Genomic DNA, 21,205 nt, shown 5'->3' with positions numbered 1-21,205 from the left:
CCATGCTTGGGAACCCTACGGTCGGCCTCTAACGATTACTTGGAAGCAGTCGGCTCTTCGTCGATGTTCTTGACGGTGTCCTCGAGGAACTCCGCGATTTCTTCGTCGGAACGTCCTTCCTCAACGCCGTCGAGTTCGGTGTAATCCGTGACATCGTGGGCATCCTCGTCGAAATCGTCGAGGGAGAAATCAACGTCCTCATCGGCATCGAGCTTCTCCGTCACCTCGGTGACGAGTTCTTCGTAAAGGGCCTCGTCCTCCATGTTGGAGTCGACCACATGCTGGCCGATTTCTTCGTCGAACTTCTCGTCGTATTCCTTATCCGGGTGCAGCTTGAGCGCGAGCAACGCACGGATGCGGTCGCGGCGAATGGACTCGTCCTGAATCTTGGACAGACCACGGAGCCACGCGGCGACAAGGACGGCGACCATGACGATGCCCAAGTAGCCAAGGACCGGGTAGACGGAACCCATGAGCTCCTTGAAGCCGACGAAGGAGAAGGCGAAGCCAACCAGCGTGCCTACGATAAAGACCGGACGGTAGAGGTGCGGGCGCGTGGAGGTCAGGCGCTTGCCCAGCGCGTAGAACATGCCGATGGCCGTGTTGAAGATCATAAGGTAAATGGTGATGGCCATCAGCAGACCCAGCGTGGGGTTGATCTCGTTGACGAGGGTGAGCATCGGGATATCCGAGCCCGCGGCGTCCGGACGCATGAGCAGCACGAATCCGGCGATGCCCATGAGGATGGCGTAGGAGATGCCACCGATAAGGCCGCCCCAGCCTGCCTCGCGCGGGCTGATGTTGTCGCCGCCAATGACGAGAGACATGGACACGGCGAGGATGAGCGCAAGACCGCAGTAATTGAGCGCGGAGACCAGCCAGTTGTTAATGGGGCTTTCCGTCTGGGCTGCGATATTCATCGACTCGACCGGATCGGCCGGCATATTCAGCAGGGCGTGAATTCCTACGCCGAGGACCGCGATGATGATGAGCGGGGTAAGCGCACCGATAACCTGCGAGACCTTGTCAACGTCGAGCATGCCCGCGACAAGGACGAGGACGACCATGATAGCCGAGCCTATCCACGCGTCAATGCCGAATTGCTGGGACAGGTTCGAGCCCGCGCCGGCGAGCATGACCAAGCCGACGGCGAACAGCGTGAAGATGACGCAGACGTCAAGGAACCGCGAGATAATCGGGTGCGTGACGTGGCGGAATACGTCCGAGTGCGCCGAGGCATGGAAGTACGAACCCAGCTGGAGGAACACCGTGCCGGCCAAGGCCATGATGAGGCCTGCGACGATGATGCCCCATACGCCGCTCACACCAAAGGACGTGAAGTACTGGACCACCTCCTGTCCCGTGGCGAATCCAGCGCCGACGAGCAAGCCGACGAATGATAATGCGATACCAATTGTCTTGTTAAAAGACACGTTTTCCTTTAGTTGACAGCAGTTTTCCATGCACTCACACCGCACCCCTCGGCGGAAGGCAATCGCCATCCACAATACCCCCGGCTACTCCCCCGCGCCGGTTGTGGAATGGTGAGATTTCCTGCATCTATGCACTAGCGTGGGGTAGACCACGATTCTCTGGCTTGGATGAGGCGACTCGCGGCTGTGGGTTCTATCAATTCAGGCCACGCTGCACGGGCCGAAACAATAAGAACCCACAGCCAGCTTTCAGCCGGGCGCGCATTGCCTCCTTGGCTTTGGGTTTATGGCGCTTCGGGCCTTCTCACGACGTCCAAGGCGCCATAAACCCAAAGCTAAGCCGACGCGGGCTGAGAGGCGACCGAAAGCGTCGCGGACGCTTTGGCGGAAGCCCTCGACGCGAGCGGCGCGTTCGGCCTTTACGCTCCTCGCGAAGTCGGTATCGAAAGCCGCGAGGGCCTTATCGAGCGGGGCATCGGACTTTTCCTTCGCGAGAGCCATCTCAGCGAGGACGGACTCCCCTGCTTTGTTGAAATCCTTCAGCACATGGTGCGACAACTCCACGGTACGTCCGGGCAGCTGTGAAAACGCAACACGCCCGGCCGGAGCCGGGCATGAGCGTGGAATTCTTAGGCGTCGAAGGTGGAGGTGTCGATGACGAAGCGGAACTTCACGTCACCTTTCACCACGCGGTCGTAGGCGGCGTCGACGTCGTCCACGCCGATCTTCTCGATGACGGCGCCGATGCCGTGCTCGCCGCAGAAGTCGAGCATTTCCTGGGTCTCGGCGATGCCGCCGATGTTATTACCGGTGAGCACCTTGCCGCCGCCGATGAGGCGGTTCATGTGGATGCCCATCTCCTCCGGCGGCAAGCCCACGACGGACATGATGCCGCGCGGCTTGAGCAGGCCCAGGTACTGGTCGAGCGAGTACGGCGCGGAGATGGTCGACAGGATGAGATCGAACTCGCCACGGTGGTTCTTGAAGAAGTCCGGATCGTCGCCCGAAGCCAGAAGGCGGTTGGCACCGAGCTCCAGGGCTTCCTTTTCCTTGCGAGTCGAGCGCGAGATGACGGTGACGTCCGCGCCCTTGGCCGCGGCGATCTGCACGCCCATGTGGCCAAGGCCACCCAGGCCCACGATGGCGACTTTCTGATCAGGCTTGACGTCCCAACGGGCCAGCGGCGAGTAGGTCGTAATACCGGCGCAGAGCAGCGGTGCGGCGTGATCGAAGTCGATGGAGTCCGGGATGGTGCACACGAAGTTCTCATTGACGACGACCTTCTGGGCGTAGCCGCCCTGAGTAATCGTGCCGTCGACGTCCTCCGAGTTATACGTGCCCACGTTGCCGTTGAGACAGTTCTGCTCCTGTCCGTTACGACACTGCTCGCACTCACCGCAAGAGTTGACGAGGCAGCCCACGCCGACGCGGTCGCCGACCTTGAACTTCGTCACGTTCTCGCCGACGGCCGCGACGACGCCGGCGATCTCGTGGCCGACGGTAAGCGGGAAGTGCGCCTCGCCCCACTCGTTGCGAATGGTGTGGATATCGGAGTGGCAGATGCCCGCAGCCTTGATGTCGATGACGACATCGTCAGCGCGCGGGTCGCGACGCTCGATGGTCGCGACCTTAAAGGGGGCATCAGGAGAGGTCTTTTGGAGGACCTTGGTAGAAATTGTCATGCAATCGAGGGTACAGAAATAGCCTGTGACCTCGCATAATGGAAAGTGTTCCCAATAAAAATGCCACCGCCGCAGCGGTGGCACGGGAAAGCTCTACGCTTTAAGCCAGCTTCTTCGCGATGAGCTGGTTGACCTGAGCCGGGTCAGCCTTGCCGCGCGTGGCTTTCATGACGGCACCGACGATGGCGCCGGTGACCTTCTTGTTGCCAGCCTTGTACTTCTCGACGATGTCCGGGTTGGCGGCAAGTGCCTCGTCGACAGCGGCCTCGATGGCACCGTCGTCGCGGACGACCTCAAGGCCGCGAGCTGCGACAACCTCGTCGACGTCGCCCTCGCCGGCCAGGACGCCGTCGACGGCCTGACGGGCCAGCTTATTGGTGAGCTTGCCCTCGTTCACAAGAGCGATGACGCGGGCAACCTGGGCCGGGGTGATGTCCAGGGCGGCGAGCTCCGTGCCGGCCTCATTAGCCTTACCGGAGAGGTAAGAGACCCACCAGGAACGGGCCTCGTCCGGCTTCGCGCCAGACTCGGTGGTGGCGATGATGAGGTCAAGTGCACCGGCGTTAACGAGGTCGCGCATCTCCTCGTCCTTGAGGCCCCACTCTTCCTGGATGCGGGCGCGGCGGATCCACGGCATCTCCGGAAGGGTCTTGCGGACTTCCTCGACCCACTCGCGGGAGACCTTCACCGGCGGGAGATCCGGGTCATTGAAGTAGCGGTAATCCTCCGCCGTCTCCTTCGGACGGCCCTTGGAGGTCGTGCCGTCGACCTCCTGGTAGTGGCGGGTCTCCTGGTCGATGGTGCCGCCGTCTTCGAGGACCTGCGCCTGACGCTGCATCTCGAAGCGCACGGCCTGCTCGACGGAGCGCAGCGAGTTGATGTTCTTGGTCTCGGTACGAGTACCGAACTCCTCCTGGCCGATAGGGCGCAGGGAGAGGTTGGAGTCGACACGCATGGAACCCTGGTCCATGCGGGCATCGGAGACGCCGAGGGCCGCGACGAGCTCGCGCAGGGCGCCGACGTAGGCCTTGGCGACCTCGGGGGCACGTTCGCCCGCGCCGATGATCGGCTTGGTCACGATCTCAATAAGCGGGATGCCTGCACGGTTGCAGTCCACGAGCGAGGAGGTTGCGCCGGAGATGCGGCCGTCCGCGCCACCGATGTGGGTGAGCTTGGAGGTGTCTTCCTCCATGTGGGCGCGCTCGATTTCCACGCGCCACTCGGTGCCGTCCTCAAGAACGACGTCGAGGTAGCCGTCGTACGCAATCGGCTCATCGTACTGGGAGATCTGGTAGTTTTTCGGCTGGTCCGGGTAAAAGTAGTTCTTGCGCGCGAAGCGGGAGGACTCTGCAATCTTGCAGTTGAGCGCCAGGCCAATCTTCATGGCTCCCTCGACGCCATCGTGGTTGACAACCGGCAACGCGCCCGGCAGACCCAGACAGACCGGGTCCACGTTGGAGTTCGGGGCCGCGTTGAAGTTCGTGGCGGAGGTAGAGAACATCTTCGTATTCGTGTTGAGCTCGACGTGGACCTCCATGCCCATCACCGGTTCAAACTTTTCGAGGACCTCGTCGTAGTCCATCAGGTCATACATCGCAGCAGTCATGGGGGCTATCTTAATACGTCGCCCGACGCGAGGCGCCATGCGGATCGAACTTCGAACACAGGTCCACTTCTCTGCTTATTCCGCTGCCTCATGTCGGCTCCCTCCGATAGTCTCATCTTCATGACGCTAAGCACAGGAAACATTGCCGCGACGGCGAATGTGCACACCCTGACTCGTCTCAAATTCGACTCCTCTGCCTAGGACATCTAGCGCTCGCCGTCGAGGAGCCCCGCCCCTCCACCTCCGCCCTCACCCACCTCACGCCCGCCGAGCACCACTGCCTCGACTGGCTCACCGAGCATTCCTCCACCGGGTGTCTCCGCATTGAGCAGGAAAGAATTACCTTTGACCACGCGACGGCTGCACTACAGGCGCTCTTCGCATAATCTGGGCGCCATGGAACCGCGCCTCGCTTTGGGTCTCTACCCCACACTGCCCACCCTCGACCAGCTCGGTGAAAGGCTGAACGCTCTCGACGCCCAGCTTCTCGAGCTTCCCGCGGAGGTCGAGGAAGGCACCGGCCTCTTCGCCCTCGTGGAGAACGACTACCTCGTCCTTATCCGGCGCACGGAGTCCGTCCTCCCTGACGCGCAGACCGGCCACCCGTTGCTGGCACGCGCCAGCGCCCCGCACCTTAAAGACGCCACCGGCATGGTCGTCGTCATCACCTACGCCACAGAGAACCTCCTGGTCAGCCCCGTCGAGTTCGCCCTTACCCACGCGCGCCTCACCGCCGCGCTCGTTCCCGACGCCCTCGCCATTCACAACACGGGCGCGGCCGCCACAGTCGACGCCGACGTCTTCCGAGCAGCCGTTGACGAGGGCCCACTGTCCTACGCACTCGCCCCGGTCTGGCTCTACGAGGAAGACGGTCGCTACGGCGCTTACACCATGGGCCTGCACCGCTACGGCCTGCCGGAGCTCCAGGTCGCGCCCGGCAGCACCGGCCCCATGGAGCTCTTCCAAGGCCTCACCCAGCTTGCCGATGCCGCCCTGTCCCCCAATCCCCCAACCGCCGGCGCCACAGTGCTTCTGGCCGAGGGCGAACAGCCCCGCACGCTCGTCGAGTCCACGTGGGTCGTGGGCAAGGACGTCCCTGCTCTTACTCTGCCCGCCGTCTAGCTTCGAAGGAATCCGCCGTGCCTACTCCCTTTGCCGTCAACCGCGCCCACCTCGCCCGTCAACGCTTTACGCTCGTCCTCCTCGACAGCGAGGCCGACGTCATGATGAAGATCCGCACCGCGCTCTCCAACTACTTTGGTCCGCGCCTCGGTTCCTTCACCCCGGCGCCCAAGGATGACGGGGCCTTCTCCGTGGCCATCAACAACGTGGCCACCATCGCCTTCGCGCAGACTGCCGGCACGATGGTGGGCGAGTCGGCTCCCATCGCGCACCCCATTCTCACGGGAAGCTTTGATCCGACGAAGGTACGCTCCATCGTAAGCATCGCCCAGGTCGAGCCCGCGCTTCCTGGCACAGACAACGAGTCGCGCGAGGGTGTCTTCGCCCAGCTGCGCATCCTCGCCGAGGCCACCGCGGCGCTCTGCACGCTGCCCGGCGTCGTGGGCGTACGCAACGATCTGGGCCGCGTCATCGCCCAGCCCGATATCTATGCCGAGGCCGTCGCGCGCGACGAAGCCCCACACTATCTCGCCACGGCATGGATCACGCCCGGCGAGGGCCGCACCATCAACGCGGGCACCGTGGGCATGCCGGCCCTCGGCCACCCGGAAATCCAGATTCAAGGCTTTACCGGCGACCCGACGGACCTCTACTACCGCATGGCCAACCTCATCGACTACGCCGCCCGCGGCCCGCTACTCAAGCCCGGCGACACACTTTCCTTCGGCGAGGGCCAGCCGCCTATCAGCATCACCGAGGCCACGAACTTCGTCTCCTCCGACATCCCTACCGTCGAGGTCCACCTGACCTAGGGCCTAGGCCTTGCGCGCGTCCGACCAGCGGCAGCCTGCCGCCAACAGTGCGCCAGACAGGTTGTGCCACACGGAGAACACCGCCCCCGGCAGCGCCGCCAGCGGATTCATGTAGGCGCTCGCCAGCGAGGTCGCCAGACCGGAGTTTTGCATGCCTACCTCGACGGCCATCGTGCGGCGCGCCGCCACCGGCTGGCCGGTGAACTTACCCGTGAGGTAGCCCAGCAGGTAACCAAAGCCGTTGTGCAGGATGACGGCCGCGAGAACCAGCGCACCCGCAGTCGCGATATTGTCGTGCGCGCCGCCCACCACGATGCACACGATAGCTGCGATCGCCGCCACGGAGATCCACGGCAACGCTGCCTGGATCTTCTCCACGATCTTCGGGACGAGCATGCGCACGAGCAGACCGCCGACGACCGGCACCAGCACGACTTTGACGATGGACATGGCCATCGAGCCCGCGCTCACCGGCATGTACTCCCCCGCCAGCCACAGCGTGAGCAGCGGCGTCAACACCGGCGCGAGCAGCGTCGAGATGGATGTCATCGTCACCGACAGCGCAACATCGCCACGGGCTAGGTAGGACACGACGTTGGAGCTCGTACCGCCAGGCGCACAGCCCACGAGGATGACGCCCGCCGCGATACCCGCCGGCAGGTTCAGAACTTTGACGACGACCACAGCGACCAGCGGCATGATGACGAACTGTGCGACGACGCCGATGAGCACCGGCAGCGGACGCTTGGCCACCACTACGAAGTCGACGGGACGCAGCGTAAGACCCATGCCAAACATGATGACGCCCAGCAATGACGTGACCCACGACGCGAACGAATGCGCAGTATCGGGCGCGAGGTAGCCCACGATGCCGCCAATAATCACGAGCACCGGGAAACCGAGCGCGGCAATAAGCGCGGCACGGTCCTGCGCTGCCGTCGTCTGCGTCGCCGGAGTGGCCGCGGCGACCTGTCGGGAATCACTCTGCGTGCTCATGGAATGAACACTAGCGCCCATAGGTTGAGAAATCAATCTCACATTTTGGAACATGACCAAGCAGACATGCACAAGGCCGCCTGAGAAAATCCTCAAGCGGCCTTCGACGAAGCTGTGAAATGTTTATCCGAAAAGCGCACGCGCCGTGGCATAGCGGCCATTCGGCACGATCTTCAGCTTGCCCACTGCGTCTTCGAGCGGAACGAGGTCGATGTTCTCACCGTGGAGCGCAACACACATACCAGACTCGCCGCGGTGTGCGGCGCGCGCAGCGTGAACGCCATAGCGCGTCGCCAAAACGCGGTCGTACGCAGTCGGGGTACCACCGCGCTGGATGTGGCCAAGCACCGTGGTACGCACGTCATAACCCGTACGCTTGTGAATCTCGCTGGCAATGACCTGGCCAATGCCGTTGAAGGTCTGGTGGCCGAACTGGTCAACGCCGCCTTCCTGGAACTCCATCGTGCCTTCCTTGGGCAGAGCGCCCTCGGCCACACAGATGATGCCGTACTTCTCACCCATCTGGAAGCGGCGTTCCATCGCCTTCGTAATATCCGCGATATCGAACGGCTCCTCAGGAATCACGGTGTAGTGCGCGCCACCGGCCATGCCGGCATGCAGCGCAATCCAGCCCACGTGGCGGCCCATAACCTCGACGATGAGGATACGATTGTGGGACTCTGCCGTGGTGTGCAGACGGTCGATGGCGTCCGTCGCAACGGAAACCGCGGTATCGAAACCGAAGGTGTAGTCGGTGGCGTTGACGTCGTTGTCAATGGTCTTCGGAACACCGATGACCGGGATGCCATTGTCAGAAAGGAACTTCGCGCCCTTGAGCGTGCCTTCACCGCCGATGGCAATGAGCGCGTCTACCTCAGCGTCAGCCATGTTGGCCTTTATCTGGTCGATGCCCGCCTTAAACTTATCCGGGTGCAGGCGGCCGGTACCGAGGATGGTACCGCCGCGCAGGAGGATACGGTCGATTTCCGCATCATCATAGAGGTCACGGCGGTGGTCTTCCATGAGACCAACCCAACCGTCCTCGTAGCCGACGACGGTGTCGCCGAACTCGTTGGAGGCGGTGCGCACGACGGCGCGAATAACGGCATTGAGACCGGGGCAATCGCCACCGGAGGTAAGTACTGCAAGGCGCATAGATTCCAACTTACCGCGCTGGCGCCTATCGTGCAGCAGCTGCCAACGTGTCTCTGAAGAACAAGGATGCGATAAGTCCCACAACCAGCGCCGCGACAATGACGAACAGCGAGTTCGCCATGCCGCCAGAGCCCTCCACCGACTGCACGACCGCGGACACCGCTGACACGCCAATCACGGAGCCCACCTGCCGCGAGGTGTTGTAGACACCCGAGGCCGCGCCCATGAGCGGCGCCGGAGTATCGCGCATCGTCGTCGCGGCATTCGAGCCCCAGATAAAGGACTGCCCGACGCCCAACAGCGCCATGGGCACGCACAGCCACCATGCCCCAGCGTCAGAGCGCATCAACACACAAATCCCAATGAGCGTTCCGATCAGCACTACGAAACCGGTCGTGGCGAGACGCCGCGGATCCACCTTGTCAGCCAGTGCGCCCGCGATCGGCGAGACGGCCAGCGAGATAATCGCCATCGGCGCGACAATCATGCCCGCCATGCCAGCGCCCAAGCCCTTGACCTCCTGAAGCCACATCATCACCGGCAGCATCATCGACGCCGCCATGAATCCCATGGCCACAATCGCCAAAGACCCGGCCGAATAATTACGGTCCTTAAACAGCGGCAGAGGCACGAGCGCCTCGGTACCGCGCTTCCCCGCCGTCGACTGCAGCCACACGAATGCCACAAGCCCGCCGATGCCCACGGCCATCAGGCCCCAGACCCAGCCAGCCCAGCCGGTCCCCGGGCCTTCCTGGATGCCGTAGACGAGTGCCGCAAGCGCCACGAACGAGACCGCGACGGACGCGTAGTCCACCCGGCGCGCCGTGGTCGCCAGCACTGGGACCCAGTGCTGCGAAAGCACGATGGCCGCAATGACAAACGGGACGTGCACCCAGAACACCGCCTGCCAGCCAAAAGCGCCCACAACGAAACCACCAAGCAGCGGGCCCGCGAGCGACGCGACGGAGCCGATGATCCCCCACGCGCCAAGCGCATGCCCGCGGCGCTCGCGCGCAAAGATGCGGTTGATAACGGCCATCGTCTGCGGCATCTGCAATGAAGCACCGAGTCCCTGCAGCCCTCGCGCCGCGATGAGAAACCCGATATTAGGCGCCAACGCGCAGGCCAGCGCACCGACGCCAAACAGGGCAATACCGAACTGGAACATCTTCTTTTGTCCATAGATATCGCCCAAGCGCCCGGTAAAGAGCAGCGGGGTCACGACGGCGAGTAGATAGATGGAACTCACCCACATCACCTGACCCACCGTTGCCTCAAATCCGTGCTGGATGCCCGGCAGGGCGACCGCAATCATCGACTGGTCGAGCAGCGAGACGAAGAATCCCAGCGAAAGCGCGAACATCGCACGCCACGCGTCGCGTTCCGGTGGGACTTCAGAGTGAGAGGCAAATGTGGGCACGGTCATAGCCCGCGAGTCTAGCGAAGCCGCCCCAAGTGGTCGCGGCCGCGCCTACACTGTGTGCCATGGGATCCATCGACATTAAGAAACCGCAGACCGTCTCCACCGCCACCACCGTCGCCTTCGGCCTCATCGGCGGTTGGCTCACCGCACGCGAAACCGGCATCCGCCCGCTCGGCGGCGTTGTCCTCGGCGCCGCTGGTCTCTGGGCCGGCCGCAGCTGGCTCGCCAAGACCGATCCAATCACCACCACGGCGCTGTCCGCCATCTATCTTGGTGCCTTCGGCGCCTCACACCCGCTGGCTAAGAAGATCGGTGCGTGGCCAGCTGTCCTCGCCGTCACCGGTGCTGCCGCTGGCGCTGCGTACTCCCTGTCCGACATTCGCTAGCTAGGTAACACGAATTCATCCATAATTCATACGGTCGCGAGCCACTGTTCACCTTCACGGGGTTTGATCTTTGAGTCATTAATCTCGACTATCACTCTCCGTGGAGGATTTTCATGTCTATGCCTCGCTTCCTGACTGCCTGTGCGGCCTTCTCAGCCGTCACCTTGTTAGCTTCCTGCGCAGAACCTGCGTCCGAAAAAGGGGTATCGGATAACTCTGCAGCAAGTGGTGAGAAGACAACCATCACTGTCTACACATCAGAGCCGGAAGAAAAGGTCGACGAAATCAACGCGGCGTTCATGGAAGCCAATCCCGACATCGAGGTGGAAGTCTACCGCGCGGGTACGGGCGACCTTAACGCGCGCATCGCCACGGAGAAGGAATCCGGCGACATCGGCGCGGATGTCTTCTGGGCTGCCGATGCCGCCACGTTCGAAAAGTATGCCGAAGCCGGCGATCTCGCGGAACTCACCGACGTCGATGCTGAGCCAGTTATTGACCAAGCCAAGGATTCGAAGAACCTCTACGTGGGCACACGCATTATCCCCACGGTTATCGCGTACAACACTGATGTCATCGACGAAGCAGACGCACCCAAGTCCTGGGCAGATCTCACAGATCCGAAGTACAAGGACAAGCTCGTCATGCCGAACCCAGCCGTCTCCGGCGCGGCAGCCTTCAATACTTCGGTATGGAAGAACGACCCGGCACTGGGCGAGGAATGGATCACCAAGCTGGGCGCGAACGCTCCGATGATTGCCGAGTCCAACGGCCCGGCTTCCCAGGAAATCGCTTCCGGCTCGCGCCCGGCTGGTGTGGTCGTGGATTACCTCATCCGTAACCTCGCTGCCGACGGCTCTCCGGTGGAAACCGTCTACCCCACCGAAGGCGTTCCCTATATCACGGAGCCCGCTGGCGTTTTCGCAGACTCTGAAGCCAAGGAAGCCGCCCAGACCTACATCAACTTCCTGCTGAGCGAAGAGGGCCAGAAGCTCGCCGTCGAGCAGTCCTACCTGCCGGTGCGCCAAGACGTTGGCACCCCGGAGGGTACCCCGGAGCTCAAGGACATCAAGCTCATGGATCAGGATCTGAAGACCATCACCGGCGATAAGGATGCCGCGGTTGAGCTCTTCCAGAATGCTGTGAAGTAACGTGCGCTCTTCCGTATCGCTGTTGCGGGGCGGGGTGTGGCTGATAGTCCTCGGGCTTTTCGCCACACCTCTTGCTTTTGTCGTATCCCTTGCGATGGGCGGCAACCAGATCCCGCTGCTGTTTGATCAAGGGCTTGGTCAAGCCGCCTGGAACTCACTGTTTTCAACAGTGCTTTCCGCTGTCGGGGCCGTGGTTATAGGCACCATCATCGCTATTCTTCTTGACCGTACTGATGCGGCGGGTTCCAGTGTTCTCCGCCTGTTCTTGCTTTCCCCATTGCTTGTTCCGCCGTTTATTGGCGCGATTGCGTGGATGCAGCTCTTCGGGCCGGCACAGGGCTTCAACAAGATCTTCGACCATGATGTGTGGAATATCTATGGCGCGGACGGCGTGACCTTCCTGCTCATGGTTCATTCCTATCCCACGGTCTATGTCATTGTCTCCGCGGGTCTGCGTTCCATTCCCGCCGATCTTGAGCAGGCCGCGCGCGTCGCAGGCGCTTCGACGTGGACCGTGCTACGCACCATCACATTGCCACTGCTACGTCCCGCGTTGCTCTCAGCATTCACGCTCACTGCCGTTGCCAACCTCGCTGACTTCGGCATCCCCTCCATCCTCGGTTCGCCTGCCCGCTTCGAGACCCTGGCCACGATGATCTATCGCTTCATGGACTCCGGAACCGTGGACAATCCACTCCAGGTGGTCTGTACCGTCGGCGTGGTTTTGCTCTTCCTCGGTCTGGGGGCGGTCATCGCTGATTACCTCGTTGCTATGTGGGCGGCGTCCAAGCTGCAGGACACGGGCACGTCACACCGCTTCCGGCTGGGCGCGGCGCGTTGGCCCGTCACTCTCGTCGGCTGGGTGGTTGGACTCGCAGTTACGCTCGGGCCCATCCTCGGACTCGCCTACCGAGCTCTGCTCCCGGCCCCAGGCGTGCCGTTTACGCTCGACACCATCTCGCTCAGCAACTTCTCCAAGGCGCTGTCCAATCCCCGCGTCATCGATGGATTCACCAACTCCGCTCTGCTCGCACTCGGCGCCGCGCTCATCTGCGGCGTGCTGGGCTGGCTCATTGGTCTACTTGTCACGCGCACTCGGTTGTTCGGCAATACCGCGATGACGCTGCTCGTGCTGCTTCCCACGGCGCTGCCTGGCCTCATCATCGGCGTCGCCTGGCTCATCGTCGGGCGCTACACCGAGCTCTACAACACCGTATGGATCATCCTGCTTGCCTATGTCTGTGCGTTCACGGCTCTGGTGCTACAAGCGGTGCGCGCGCCGTTACAGAACACGCCTGTTGCCGTCGAGGAGGCCGCTCGCATCTCCGGTGCTGGACCAGTTAGGGCTCTTTTATCCACCACAGGCGCCATGGCGATTCCTGCCGCGATCTCCGGCGCCGTCCTCGTCGCCATCACTGCGGTACGCGAGCTCACAGTGTCCATTCTGCTCATCTCACCTGGTACCACCACTCTGGGCGTGCAGGTATTCAACCTCCAACAGGCCGGCAATTACAACCAAGCGTCTGCGCTCTCGTTGCTCTTCGCACTCATCGGCGTGGTCGGCCTCGCGCTCACCATCCGTCCGCCTCGTCTGAAGAACTAGGACATTCATGTCATCCATCACGCTTTCCCATCTCACCGTCGACTTCGGCGATGGCGCCAAAGGCCTCGACGACGTCTCGCTCGACGTTGACTCCAATGAGTTCATCGCACTCGTCGGCCCGTCGGGCTCTGGAAAGACCACGCTATTGCGTTCCATCGCGGGCTTCCTCGAGCCGACCTCCGGCACCATTTCCATCGATGGAAAGGACATCTCAAACACACCGCCGGAGCGTCGTTGTATGGGGATGGTTTTCCAGCAACACGCCGTATGGCCACATATGTCCGTCGCTGACAACGTGGCCTACCCGCTGAAAATGGCCAAGGTCGGCCATGCAGACCGCAGCGCCCGCGTCCACCGTGCACTCGAACTGGTCGGTCTCGGCGACTTCGGCCGCCGCAAGCCAGTCAGCCTTTCCGGCGGACAACGCCAGCGCGTCGCACTCGCCCGCGCCATCGTCGCCGATCCCACCGTGCTGCTCTTGGACGAGGCTCTCTCCGCCCTCGACGAGCCGCTGCGTGATTCTCTGCGCCGCGAACTCGTCTCGCTCACCCGTCGCGAAGGTCTCACCACGGTCCACGTCACCCACGATCGCGCCGAGGCCTTGGCCATCGCGGACCGGATTGTGGTTCTCGACAAGGGCCGCATCCAGCAAGTTGCCACACCGCAGAAACTTCTCGCCCGCCCCGCGAGTCCCCAAGTGGCCGCGTTCATCGCGGATGCCACAATCCTCGACGCCCACCGCGACGCACACGAGGTGATCTGTCCTTCGTTTGGTCTTTCGTGGCCCGCGCCCGATTCCGCAGACATCTCGTGCGTCGGTGTCCTGCCTTCCCACGTCGAGCTCACCGCTCCCGGCACTCCCGGTGCTGTCGATGCCATCGTGACCTCGGCGCTCTTCGAATACAACCGTTTCTCGGTCACTGCCCAGGTCGGAGCCGACACGACCTTCCGCGCCTCAACCACCACGCGGCCCGACGTTGGCGACACGGTGGGGCTTCGCATCAGTACGCCGCTTATGTATTAGCCCCACGCCCGCGGTTCCTCTTGACCGCGGGTCTTCTTTTCTCTAAGGTTACCCACATAGGTGGTAAACCCCCTAACCCAAACACCTTTCCCTAACACTCACAACGAAAGGAGGCTCCATGAGCGACTCCCGCCCCTTGTATCAACAGCTCGCTGGCGGCATTCGGGACATGATTATCTCGGGCCAGCTCGGCCCCGGCGATCGCGCCCCGAGCACCAACGAGCTCTCCGCGTTCCACTCGGTCAACCCGACCACAGCTGCCAAGGCGCTCACGGTGCTCCACGATGAAGGACTGCTGGAAAAGCGGCGCGGGCTCGGCATGTTCGTCACGCCCGAGGCCCGCGACCACGTCCAGAAACAACGCCGTTCAGCACTGCGCGAGGACTTCATCGCACCCCTTCTCGCCGAGGCTCGCGCGCTCGGCCTATCTCAGACAGAACTCATCGATCTCATCCGTGCCGAAGGAGACCAGCCGTGAACACCATTTCGCTCGACGACGTCCACGTCAAAGACTTCCTACGCGCCGACTCGCTGAAGCTTGCCCCCGGACTCTACGGAGTCATCGGCCCCAATGGCGCCGGAAAGACCACGCTCATGCGGGTCATTGCGGGGCATCTACCGGCGTCCGACGGTACGGTCGACTGCGCGACGACCGCCCTCGCTCGGACCGGGCACGATATTGCGCTCGCTGGCTGGACCGTGGCCGACCATCTCGATATCGCCCGGCGTGCACGAGGCGCGCTCGACCTCGACTACGCCCGAAACCTGCTCGAGCGCTTCGACCTGGCAGAGAAGTCGCGGTGTTCTAAGCTCTCGACCGGCCAGCGACAGATCCTCGCCGTGATTACGGCACTTGCGGCCCGCACTCCCATCACGCTGCTCGATGAGCCCTTCAACGGCCTCGACGCCCCGACTCGTTCCACGTTGCGTGAGATACTCATCGACCATGCTGCGCAGACCTCGGACTGGACGCTCCTCATCTCGTCGCATCGCGCCGAGGACCTCGCCGGGCTTGCCGATGCCCTCGTCATCCTTCAGGCCGGCATCGCCACCGGCCCCGTCCAACTCGATGAGCAACGCGCGCTATTCCCTTCGCTCACCGGAGAAACCAGCGCCGTTGACGCGGCCATTAAGGAACTAGACGCCGAAGTCCTCGACCGCCAGACGCTCGGCCCAACGACGCGCGCGCTCGTTCGCGCCACTCATGCCCCAGCCGATCTGCCCGCCACCGTAACAGTAGAACACCCCGACGACGCGCAGCTCATCGACTCCATCGTCACCGCCGCCAAGCACTAAGGAGCCCTATCATGCCCACTCTTTTTGCCGCCCAGCGACCGCTACCCCTCGTCTTCGGCATTCTCATCATTGTTCTCGCCATTGGCGATTACTTCATTCCCCGCGACTACCACGCCGTCACTATCAACCCGGCTGGCTGGATTATCTGGTCAGCGTTCCTTTGGGGCGTATTCGCAACTCTCACCGCGACGCAGTTTCGCACGCTGCGCAGCCTCGACATGCCACAGAAGATATGGCAACGCGCAACCCACGGTGTCATCATTTGCGGCTCAGTGGTATTCGGCATCATCGCTGCGGCCGCGCACTACGTCGCGCAAGGAATTGGCGTTCCCGTCGACAGCTCCTTCGAGGTCTATTTCGATTCCACACCAGAGGTCTATTTACCTGACGGGCACGTCGATTACGCCGCTGCCCAACCTGATTGGCGCCTCATCGCCCTCACCGTCCTCGGCTTCATCGTCACCTATCTTCTCGCGGGGTACATGGGGGCCGGGACTGGTCTCTTGTTCGCGAGCTTGCGCGTTCGCGGCCTGCCAGCGCAAATCCTCGCACTGTTCGCTCTGCTTGTCCTCGTCTATTGGCTCGCACTCCTCGCGAGTAAGGTGATTTACGCTGCAGTCGGGTATGTTTCGGCCCCCTTCCCGGGACTTTTCGTCTTCGGCGGGATTGCCGTCACTGTCGGCGCGCTCCTTGTCTGGCGCCTGCCGCGGCACGTTCATCCTTAGCCTCCTCACAAAGGCACTATGCCAATAGCAATAAGCCCTGGTCACGAAAAATCCTCATTTTTCGCGACCAGGGCTTATTGCTTTCGGAACATTGCCGTCGTGGGCTAGAGCTCGCGCGTGGCGGCTTCCTCTTCGACTTCCAGCTCGGCGACAAAGTCCCGCTTGGAGGCCTGCCACTCGTCTTCGGTCATGCGCAGGCGCCAGTACCCGGAGATCGACGCGTCGCGCTTCGATACGCCGCGGTTAACAAAGAGGTAGCGGCGCAGCGACTTGATCATCTCAGCCACGCCGTGGACGAACCAGCCGATGTTGCCATCTGGGACCTGGTAGGTACGGACGGCATCGGAAAGCGCGGTGCCGGGCATCTCTCCGTTGCGGTAGACGAAGCGGACCTCGGACTCGGGGTTCTCCGGCATAGGAATTTCGTGGCCCGGTGCCTCGACCTCAATAAAAGCGACCGCCGTCGAGCCCGCCGGAATCTTCTCCAGCGCCGCGGCAACCGCGGGCGCAGCCGCCTCGTCACCGGCGAGCACGAAGTGGTCGTAGTCGGCCGTCGGCGCCCAGCCGCCGCCGGGGCCAGCAAAGGCGAAGCTCTCGCCCACCTGGACGTCGCGCGCCCACGGACCAGCCAAGCCCGTGTCGCCGTGGAGTACGAAGTCGATGGACATTTCGCCCGTCGTCGTGTCCACGGTGCGCAGCGTGTACGTGCGGGTTACGGGGCGCAGGTGCTTGGGCTGCGTGTCCTTGATGTGCCCCAGGTCGAAGGGCCAGGAGTAATCGGCACCCTCCGGGACAAACAGGATCTTGATGTAGTGGTCTGTCTTATCGAGCTCACGCCCAATGATGCCCGGCGCCGTCGCAAAGAGGCGCACCATGTCGGGCGAGATCTGCTCCTTGCCCGTAATCGTCGCCTCGATGGCTGTGCGACCCTTCTTCTTTGGCGGTTCGGGCCGTGACTCCTGCTGGACAGAGCCCGCTGCAAGGAACTGCGCGCGCCGTTCTTCCTTCTCCTGGTAGCGGCGCGCCTTAGCATCGTGCTTCGCGCGCTTGCGGTCCGCGTAGGAGGCGGCATAGAGATCGGCGCGGCCCGCCGCCATGCCCTCACGATAGCCTTCGGCGTAGGCGGCGGCATACCCGGCTTTGAATCCCTCAGTCCACTCAGGCGACGGGTTGATCGGTGCGGATGCAGGTTGCTGCTCAGCGCTCATGGTGCCTCCTCTAGGTTCAACTAGAAGCAAAGGCTACCCTAACTCAAATGAGCATTTCTAATCGCGGGGGTGGTTGTCCCTCCGCGCGCGAAGCCCCAAGACTCCCATAACCGTTGTGGAAACCACCAGCACCGCGGCGATGGACACCAAGATAACCGGGCTAGCCGATGTCGTCTGCAAGAGCCCCTTGGCCGCCAGTACAAACAACGTCACAAGAGCGACAAACGACACGAGGGATACGATTTGGGCCGCGCGGAACACGATCTCCTCCTTAAGGTCTACGTGGCCCCTACCCTAACAAAGGCACGTGCATGCCGTGCCCGGACTTGTAGAACTGGGCGCAGTGACGCCACCAGTAAAAGGAACACTCAATGCGTACGCGCGTGAGCACGACACGGCACAGTAGGACATAGACGAAAGCCCCAGTTCACAGCGTGAACTGGGGCTTGATGCGCGTTAAGGCCTACTTGTTGCGGCCAGCCTCGTACGCGGCACCCACCTTGTACAGGCGGTCATCCTGGAACGCCGGCGCCATGATCTGCAGGCCGGTCGGCAGGTTGGTGTCCGAAGCCAGACCGGACGGCACGGACATGCCGCACACGCCGGCGAGGTTGAGCGGCAGGGTGCACAGATCGAAGTTGTACATCGCCATCGGATCTTCGACCTTCTCGCCCAGCTTGAAGGCCGTGGTCGGGGTGGTCGGAGACACGAGGACGTCGGCGACCTCGAAGGCCTTGGCGAAGTCCTGGGCGATGAGCGTACGCACGCGCTGCGCCTGGAGGTAGTACGCGTCGTAGTAGCCGACGGACAGGGCGTAGGTACCCAGCATGATGCGGCGCTTGACCTCGGGGCCGAAGCCGGCGGCACGGGACATGGACATGACCTCTTCGGAGGAGTGCGTGCCGTCGTCGCCAACACGCAGGCCGTAACGCATGCCATCGAAACGAGCGAGGTTCGAAGAGACCTCACACGGCATGATGAGGTAGTACGCAGCGAGAGCGTCGTCGAAGTGCGGGCAGTCAACCTCGACGATCTCAGCACCCTGGGAACGCAGCTGCTCCACGGCGGCGTGGTAGGCCTCCATGACGCCGTCCTGCCAGCCGTCGCGCTCGAACTGCTTGATAAGGCCCACCTTGACGCCGGTGAGGTCGCCGTTGGCGCCTTCCTTGGCGGCGGCGACAACCGGGGCAACCGGCTTATCCACGGAGGTGGCGTCGAAAGCGTCGTGGCCGGCGATGATCTCGTGGAGCAGCGCAGTATCAAGCACGGTCGTGGCACACGGGCCGGCCTGGTCCAGGGAGGACGCCGCAGCAATGAGGCCGTAGCGCGAGACGGTGCCGTAGGTCGGCTTCACACCCACGGTGTTGGTGAGCGCGGCCGGCTGGCGGATGGATCCGCCGGTGTCGGTGCCGATGCCCAGCGGGGCCTGGCCGGAAGCCAGGGCCGCCGCGGTGCCGCCGCCGGAGCCGCCCGGGGTGCGGTCCGTGTCGTACGGGTTGTGGGCCGGGCCGTAGGCAGAGTTCTCGTTGGAGGAGCCCATGGCGAATTCGTCGAGGTTCGTCTTGCCCAGGATCGGAATGCCAGCGGCGCGCAGCTTCTTCACGAGCGTCGCGTCATACGGGGACATCCAGCCCTCCAGCATCTTGGAGGCCGCGGTCGTGGGGGCATCGGTCGTTACGAGCAGGTCCTTGAGCGCGAGCGGGACGCCAGCCAGCGCAGAGGCCGGGGCCTCGCCAGCGTCGAGGGCCTTATCGACAGCATCGGCAGCAGCAAGTGCTTCCTCAGCGCCGACGTGGAGGAAGGAGTTGAGCTCGCCGTTGGTCTCCGCGATGCGATCGAGGAAGGCCTGAGTGACCTCGCGGGAGGTCAGCTCGCGGGAGTGAATCTTCTCCGCCAATTCAGCGGCGGTAAGGGAGGTAATCCCCTCAGTAGGTGCGATAAAAGTCGACATTTACTCTCCTCCCAGAATCTGCGGAACGACGAAGCGATCGTCTTCGCGAGCCGGCGCCTGGTCCAGGGCCTGCTCGGCGTTGAGCAAGCGAATAACCTTGTCCTCACGCATGGGCGCGTCCACGGAGTGCGGGTGGCTCATAGGTTCCACGCCCTCAGCATCGACCTTGCCCACGGCCGAGACCGAGTCCACAATCTTGTCGATCTGGCTGGCGAACTGCTCCAGCTCCTCGTCGCTTAAAGCCAAGCGGGAAAGCTTGGCCAAGTGCGCGACCTCTTCACGCGAAATCTCAGACACGCGAACTCCATCCTTTAATTCAGATACGTCTGTGTAGCTAGGCAACCATGTTACTGCACTGTCCAGCATGCGGCGGCACGGGGCGCTCACTCCCTTCACCCATAGGGTTGGACCAATTCCTTGTGGAGTGATCCACGACACGAGTACCATGGGGCGGAACGCCCAAATCCATCGAAAGTTTGCCATGTCCTTCCTCATCCGAGTCATCCTTCCCGACACACCCGGCAGCCTCGGCCAGCTCGCCGAGGCATTTGGCATCGCCGGCGCGAACATCCAGTCGGTGGATATTGTTGAGACATCCCCCGAGGGTTCCGTCACCGATGACATCGTGGTGGAGCTGCCCGCCGGCACCATGGCAGACGTCCTCTTTACCGCCGCCAACGAGGTCGACGGCGTCGAGATCGACTCCATCCGCCCCTTCAGCGGCACCGTCGACCGCCGCGGCCAGATCTCACTGCTCGCCCGCGTCGCCGCGAAGCATGACACGACCGCCGCCATGCAGGAGGTCTGCGCCGCCATGCCGCAATCGCTCACCTCCACGTGGGCCATCGTTATCGACAACAATGAGCCCATCCATCGCATTGCTGCTTCCGATGCCGCCCCCGAGGACGATGGCACCATCCCCTCCTCCATTGCTGTGGACAGCGCCCGCGTCCTCCACCCTGAACGCGAAGACTGGATCCCGGAGTCCTGGGCCCTTCTCGATTCGGCGCTGGCCGCCACTCCGCTCGGCAACACCGGCCTCGTCATGGTCATCGGCCGAGTAGGCGGACCCGACTACTTGGCCTCCGAGGTCGACCACTTGGGGCACTTGGGCACGATTTTGGGTGCTTTTGTGAAATAAGTATCCGATCGCGGCGCGCACCGCTACGATCGGATAATGCCTTAAACGATCGAAGTTCAATCGCCTTCGATCGTTTCGTCATTGACGCTCTTCCTCATGTGGCCCGCCGTAGAAATGGAAGAACTCCTATGGACGTCGCACGCGCCCTTGTACCGCCGAGCACGGGCGAAGCAACCCGCAACGGACGACTCCCCGCGTGTTTTCGCTAGTCTGACGGCATGGAGGAAAAGAAGCTCACTAGCCTCATCTTCGGAAACGTCGTTATCGAATCCTCGTTCATGGGCGGAAGCCTGCGCGTCTACAGCCCGGACATGCGCTCCTATTCCGAGCTCACGCACCACGGCATCACGCTCAAGTCCCCACTCGACGAACTGTGCGAGCACATCTTTCGCGACGTCGAAAGCGAGCTGGAGAAGCACTACCCGGGAGGCGTAGCACGAGCTCGCCGGGAACTGCCCCCCCCTGGCTTGAACATATGGCGATGAAAACTA

At 62.7% G+C, this 21,205-nt stretch carries 21 protein-coding genes; 12 read left to right on the top strand and 9 right to left on the bottom strand.

Annotation, left to right across the window (positions count from 1 at the left end; all coding sequences use genetic code 11):
- Positions 1-35 precede the first annotated feature (35 nt).
- The 3 genes from HMPREF0307_RS11950 to gatB form a co-directional block, all read right to left on the bottom strand.
- On the bottom strand, positions 36-1,433 hold the full coding sequence (locus HMPREF0307_RS11950) for a YkvI family membrane protein (RefSeq protein WP_066493374.1): 1,398 nt from the start codon (positions 1,431-1,433) through the stop codon (positions 36-38).
- Positions 1,434-2,062: 629 nt separating this feature from the next.
- Complete coding sequence (locus HMPREF0307_RS11940; protein ID WP_066493370.1) at positions 2,063-3,115, bottom strand: NAD(P)-dependent alcohol dehydrogenase; 1,053 nt, start codon at positions 3,113-3,115, stop codon at positions 2,063-2,065.
- Between the two features lie 100 nt (positions 3,116-3,215).
- A complete protein-coding gene (gatB, locus tag HMPREF0307_RS11935; RefSeq protein ID WP_066493365.1) occupies positions 3,216-4,721 on the bottom strand; it encodes an Asp-tRNA(Asn)/Glu-tRNA(Gln) amidotransferase subunit GatB in 1,506 nt (501 codons plus the stop codon).
- Between the two features lie 182 nt (positions 4,722-4,903).
- On the opposite strand from gatB, the gene HMPREF0307_RS13605 reads away from it, so the two are divergent.
- The 3 genes from HMPREF0307_RS13605 to HMPREF0307_RS11925 are packed head-to-tail and all read left to right on the top strand — an operon-like array spanning position 4,904 to position 6,655.
- Positions 4,904-5,107 carry a Wadjet anti-phage system protein JetD domain-containing protein gene (locus tag HMPREF0307_RS13605; RefSeq protein ID WP_082723344.1) on the top strand — a complete coding sequence of 68 codons (204 nt, stop codon included), beginning with the start codon at positions 4,904-4,906 and terminating at the stop codon, positions 5,105-5,107.
- 10 nt (positions 5,108-5,117) lie between these two features.
- Entirely contained in the window at positions 5,118-5,843 is a 726-nt protein-coding gene (locus HMPREF0307_RS11930; protein WP_066493360.1) for a hypothetical protein, read from the top strand.
- A 17-nt stretch (positions 5,844-5,860) separates the two neighbouring features.
- A complete protein-coding gene (locus tag HMPREF0307_RS11925; protein ID WP_066493358.1) occupies positions 5,861-6,655 on the top strand; it encodes a DUF4261 domain-containing protein in 795 nt (264 codons plus the stop codon).
- Between the two features lie 3 nt (positions 6,656-6,658).
- On the opposite strand, the gene HMPREF0307_RS11920 is transcribed toward HMPREF0307_RS11925, so the two are convergent.
- The 3 genes from HMPREF0307_RS11920 to HMPREF0307_RS11910 all read right to left on the bottom strand — a co-directional run bounded on the left by HMPREF0307_RS11920 (position 6,659) and on the right by HMPREF0307_RS11910 (position 10,232).
- Complete coding sequence (locus HMPREF0307_RS11920) at positions 6,659-7,651, bottom strand: bile acid:sodium symporter family protein (protein WP_066493357.1); 993 nt, start codon at positions 7,649-7,651, stop codon at positions 6,659-6,661.
- A gap of 123 nt (positions 7,652-7,774) precedes the next feature.
- On the bottom strand, positions 7,775-8,806 hold the full coding sequence (locus HMPREF0307_RS11915) for a 6-phosphofructokinase (protein WP_066493356.1): 1,032 nt from the start codon (positions 8,804-8,806) through the stop codon (positions 7,775-7,777).
- Positions 8,807-8,831: 25 nt separating this feature from the next.
- Positions 8,832-10,232: an MFS transporter gene (locus tag HMPREF0307_RS11910; RefSeq protein ID WP_066493354.1), complete on the bottom strand. Its 1,401-nt coding sequence runs from the start codon at positions 10,230-10,232 to the stop codon at positions 8,832-8,834.
- 59 nt (positions 10,233-10,291) lie between these two features.
- Between HMPREF0307_RS11910 and HMPREF0307_RS11905 the strand changes: the two genes are divergently transcribed.
- From HMPREF0307_RS11905 to HMPREF0307_RS11875, 7 genes are all read left to right on the top strand, one after another.
- Positions 10,292-10,615 carry a hypothetical protein gene (locus tag HMPREF0307_RS11905; RefSeq protein ID WP_066493352.1) on the top strand — a complete coding sequence of 108 codons (324 nt, stop codon included), beginning with the start codon at positions 10,292-10,294 and terminating at the stop codon, positions 10,613-10,615.
- Positions 10,616-10,728: 113 nt separating this feature from the next.
- A complete protein-coding gene (locus HMPREF0307_RS11900; RefSeq protein WP_066493351.1) occupies positions 10,729-11,766 on the top strand; it encodes an ABC transporter substrate-binding protein in 1,038 nt (345 codons plus the stop codon).
- Positions 11,767-11,860: 94 nt separating this feature from the next.
- Positions 11,861-13,369 (top strand): ABC transporter permease, encoded by a 1,509-nt coding sequence (locus HMPREF0307_RS11895; RefSeq protein ID WP_197418414.1) that lies wholly within the window; start codon positions 11,861-11,863, stop codon positions 13,367-13,369.
- Positions 13,370-13,376: 7 nt separating this feature from the next.
- Positions 13,377-14,393: an ABC transporter ATP-binding protein gene (locus HMPREF0307_RS11890; protein WP_066493349.1), complete on the top strand. Its 1,017-nt coding sequence runs from the start codon at positions 13,377-13,379 to the stop codon at positions 14,391-14,393.
- A 118-nt stretch (positions 14,394-14,511) separates the two neighbouring features.
- Complete coding sequence (locus HMPREF0307_RS11885; protein ID WP_066493347.1) at positions 14,512-14,871, top strand: GntR family transcriptional regulator; 360 nt, start codon at positions 14,512-14,514, stop codon at positions 14,869-14,871.
- Positions 14,868-15,689: an ATP-binding cassette domain-containing protein gene (locus HMPREF0307_RS11880; RefSeq protein ID WP_066493343.1), complete on the top strand. Its 822-nt coding sequence runs from the start codon at positions 14,868-14,870 to the stop codon at positions 15,687-15,689. Before HMPREF0307_RS11885 ends, HMPREF0307_RS11880 begins: the two co-directional genes overlap by 4 nt.
- 11 nt (positions 15,690-15,700) lie before the next feature.
- Positions 15,701-16,414: a hypothetical protein gene (locus tag HMPREF0307_RS11875; RefSeq protein WP_066493339.1), complete on the top strand. Its 714-nt coding sequence runs from the start codon at positions 15,701-15,703 to the stop codon at positions 16,412-16,414.
- 104 nt (positions 16,415-16,518) lie between these two features.
- Here HMPREF0307_RS11875 and HMPREF0307_RS11870 read toward each other — a convergent pair whose 3' ends face one another.
- The 3 genes from HMPREF0307_RS11870 to gatC form a co-directional block, all read right to left on the bottom strand.
- A complete protein-coding gene (locus HMPREF0307_RS11870) occupies positions 16,519-17,622 on the bottom strand; it encodes a siderophore-interacting protein (RefSeq protein ID WP_353935769.1) in 1,104 nt (367 codons plus the stop codon).
- A 463-nt stretch (positions 17,623-18,085) separates the two neighbouring features.
- Positions 18,086-19,573: an Asp-tRNA(Asn)/Glu-tRNA(Gln) amidotransferase subunit GatA gene (gene gatA / locus HMPREF0307_RS11860; protein WP_066493335.1), complete on the bottom strand. Its 1,488-nt coding sequence runs from the start codon at positions 19,571-19,573 to the stop codon at positions 18,086-18,088.
- Positions 19,574-19,870, bottom strand: coding sequence for an Asp-tRNA(Asn)/Glu-tRNA(Gln) amidotransferase subunit GatC (gatC, locus tag HMPREF0307_RS11855; RefSeq protein WP_066493333.1), 297 nt, complete (start codon positions 19,868-19,870; stop codon positions 19,574-19,576). It lies immediately after the preceding gene.
- A 184-nt stretch (positions 19,871-20,054) separates the two neighbouring features.
- Here gatC and HMPREF0307_RS11850 point away from each other — a divergent pair, with 184 nt between their 5' ends.
- Positions 20,055-20,714, top strand: coding sequence for an ACT domain-containing protein (locus HMPREF0307_RS11850; protein WP_066493331.1), 660 nt, complete (start codon positions 20,055-20,057; stop codon positions 20,712-20,714).
- 218 nt (positions 20,715-20,932) lie between these two features.
- Positions 20,933-21,199 (top strand): hypothetical protein, encoded by a 267-nt coding sequence (locus HMPREF0307_RS11845; protein WP_066493329.1) that lies wholly within the window; start codon positions 20,933-20,935, stop codon positions 21,197-21,199.
- The last annotated feature ends 6 nt before the right edge of the window (positions 21,200-21,205 follow it).

It is taken from the genome of Corynebacterium sp. DNF00584 (assembly GCF_001552965.1).
Lineage (GTDB): Bacteria > Actinomycetota > Actinomycetes > Mycobacteriales > Mycobacteriaceae > Corynebacterium > Corynebacterium phoceense.
This window is presented reverse-complemented; position numbering and strand designations above follow the sequence as displayed.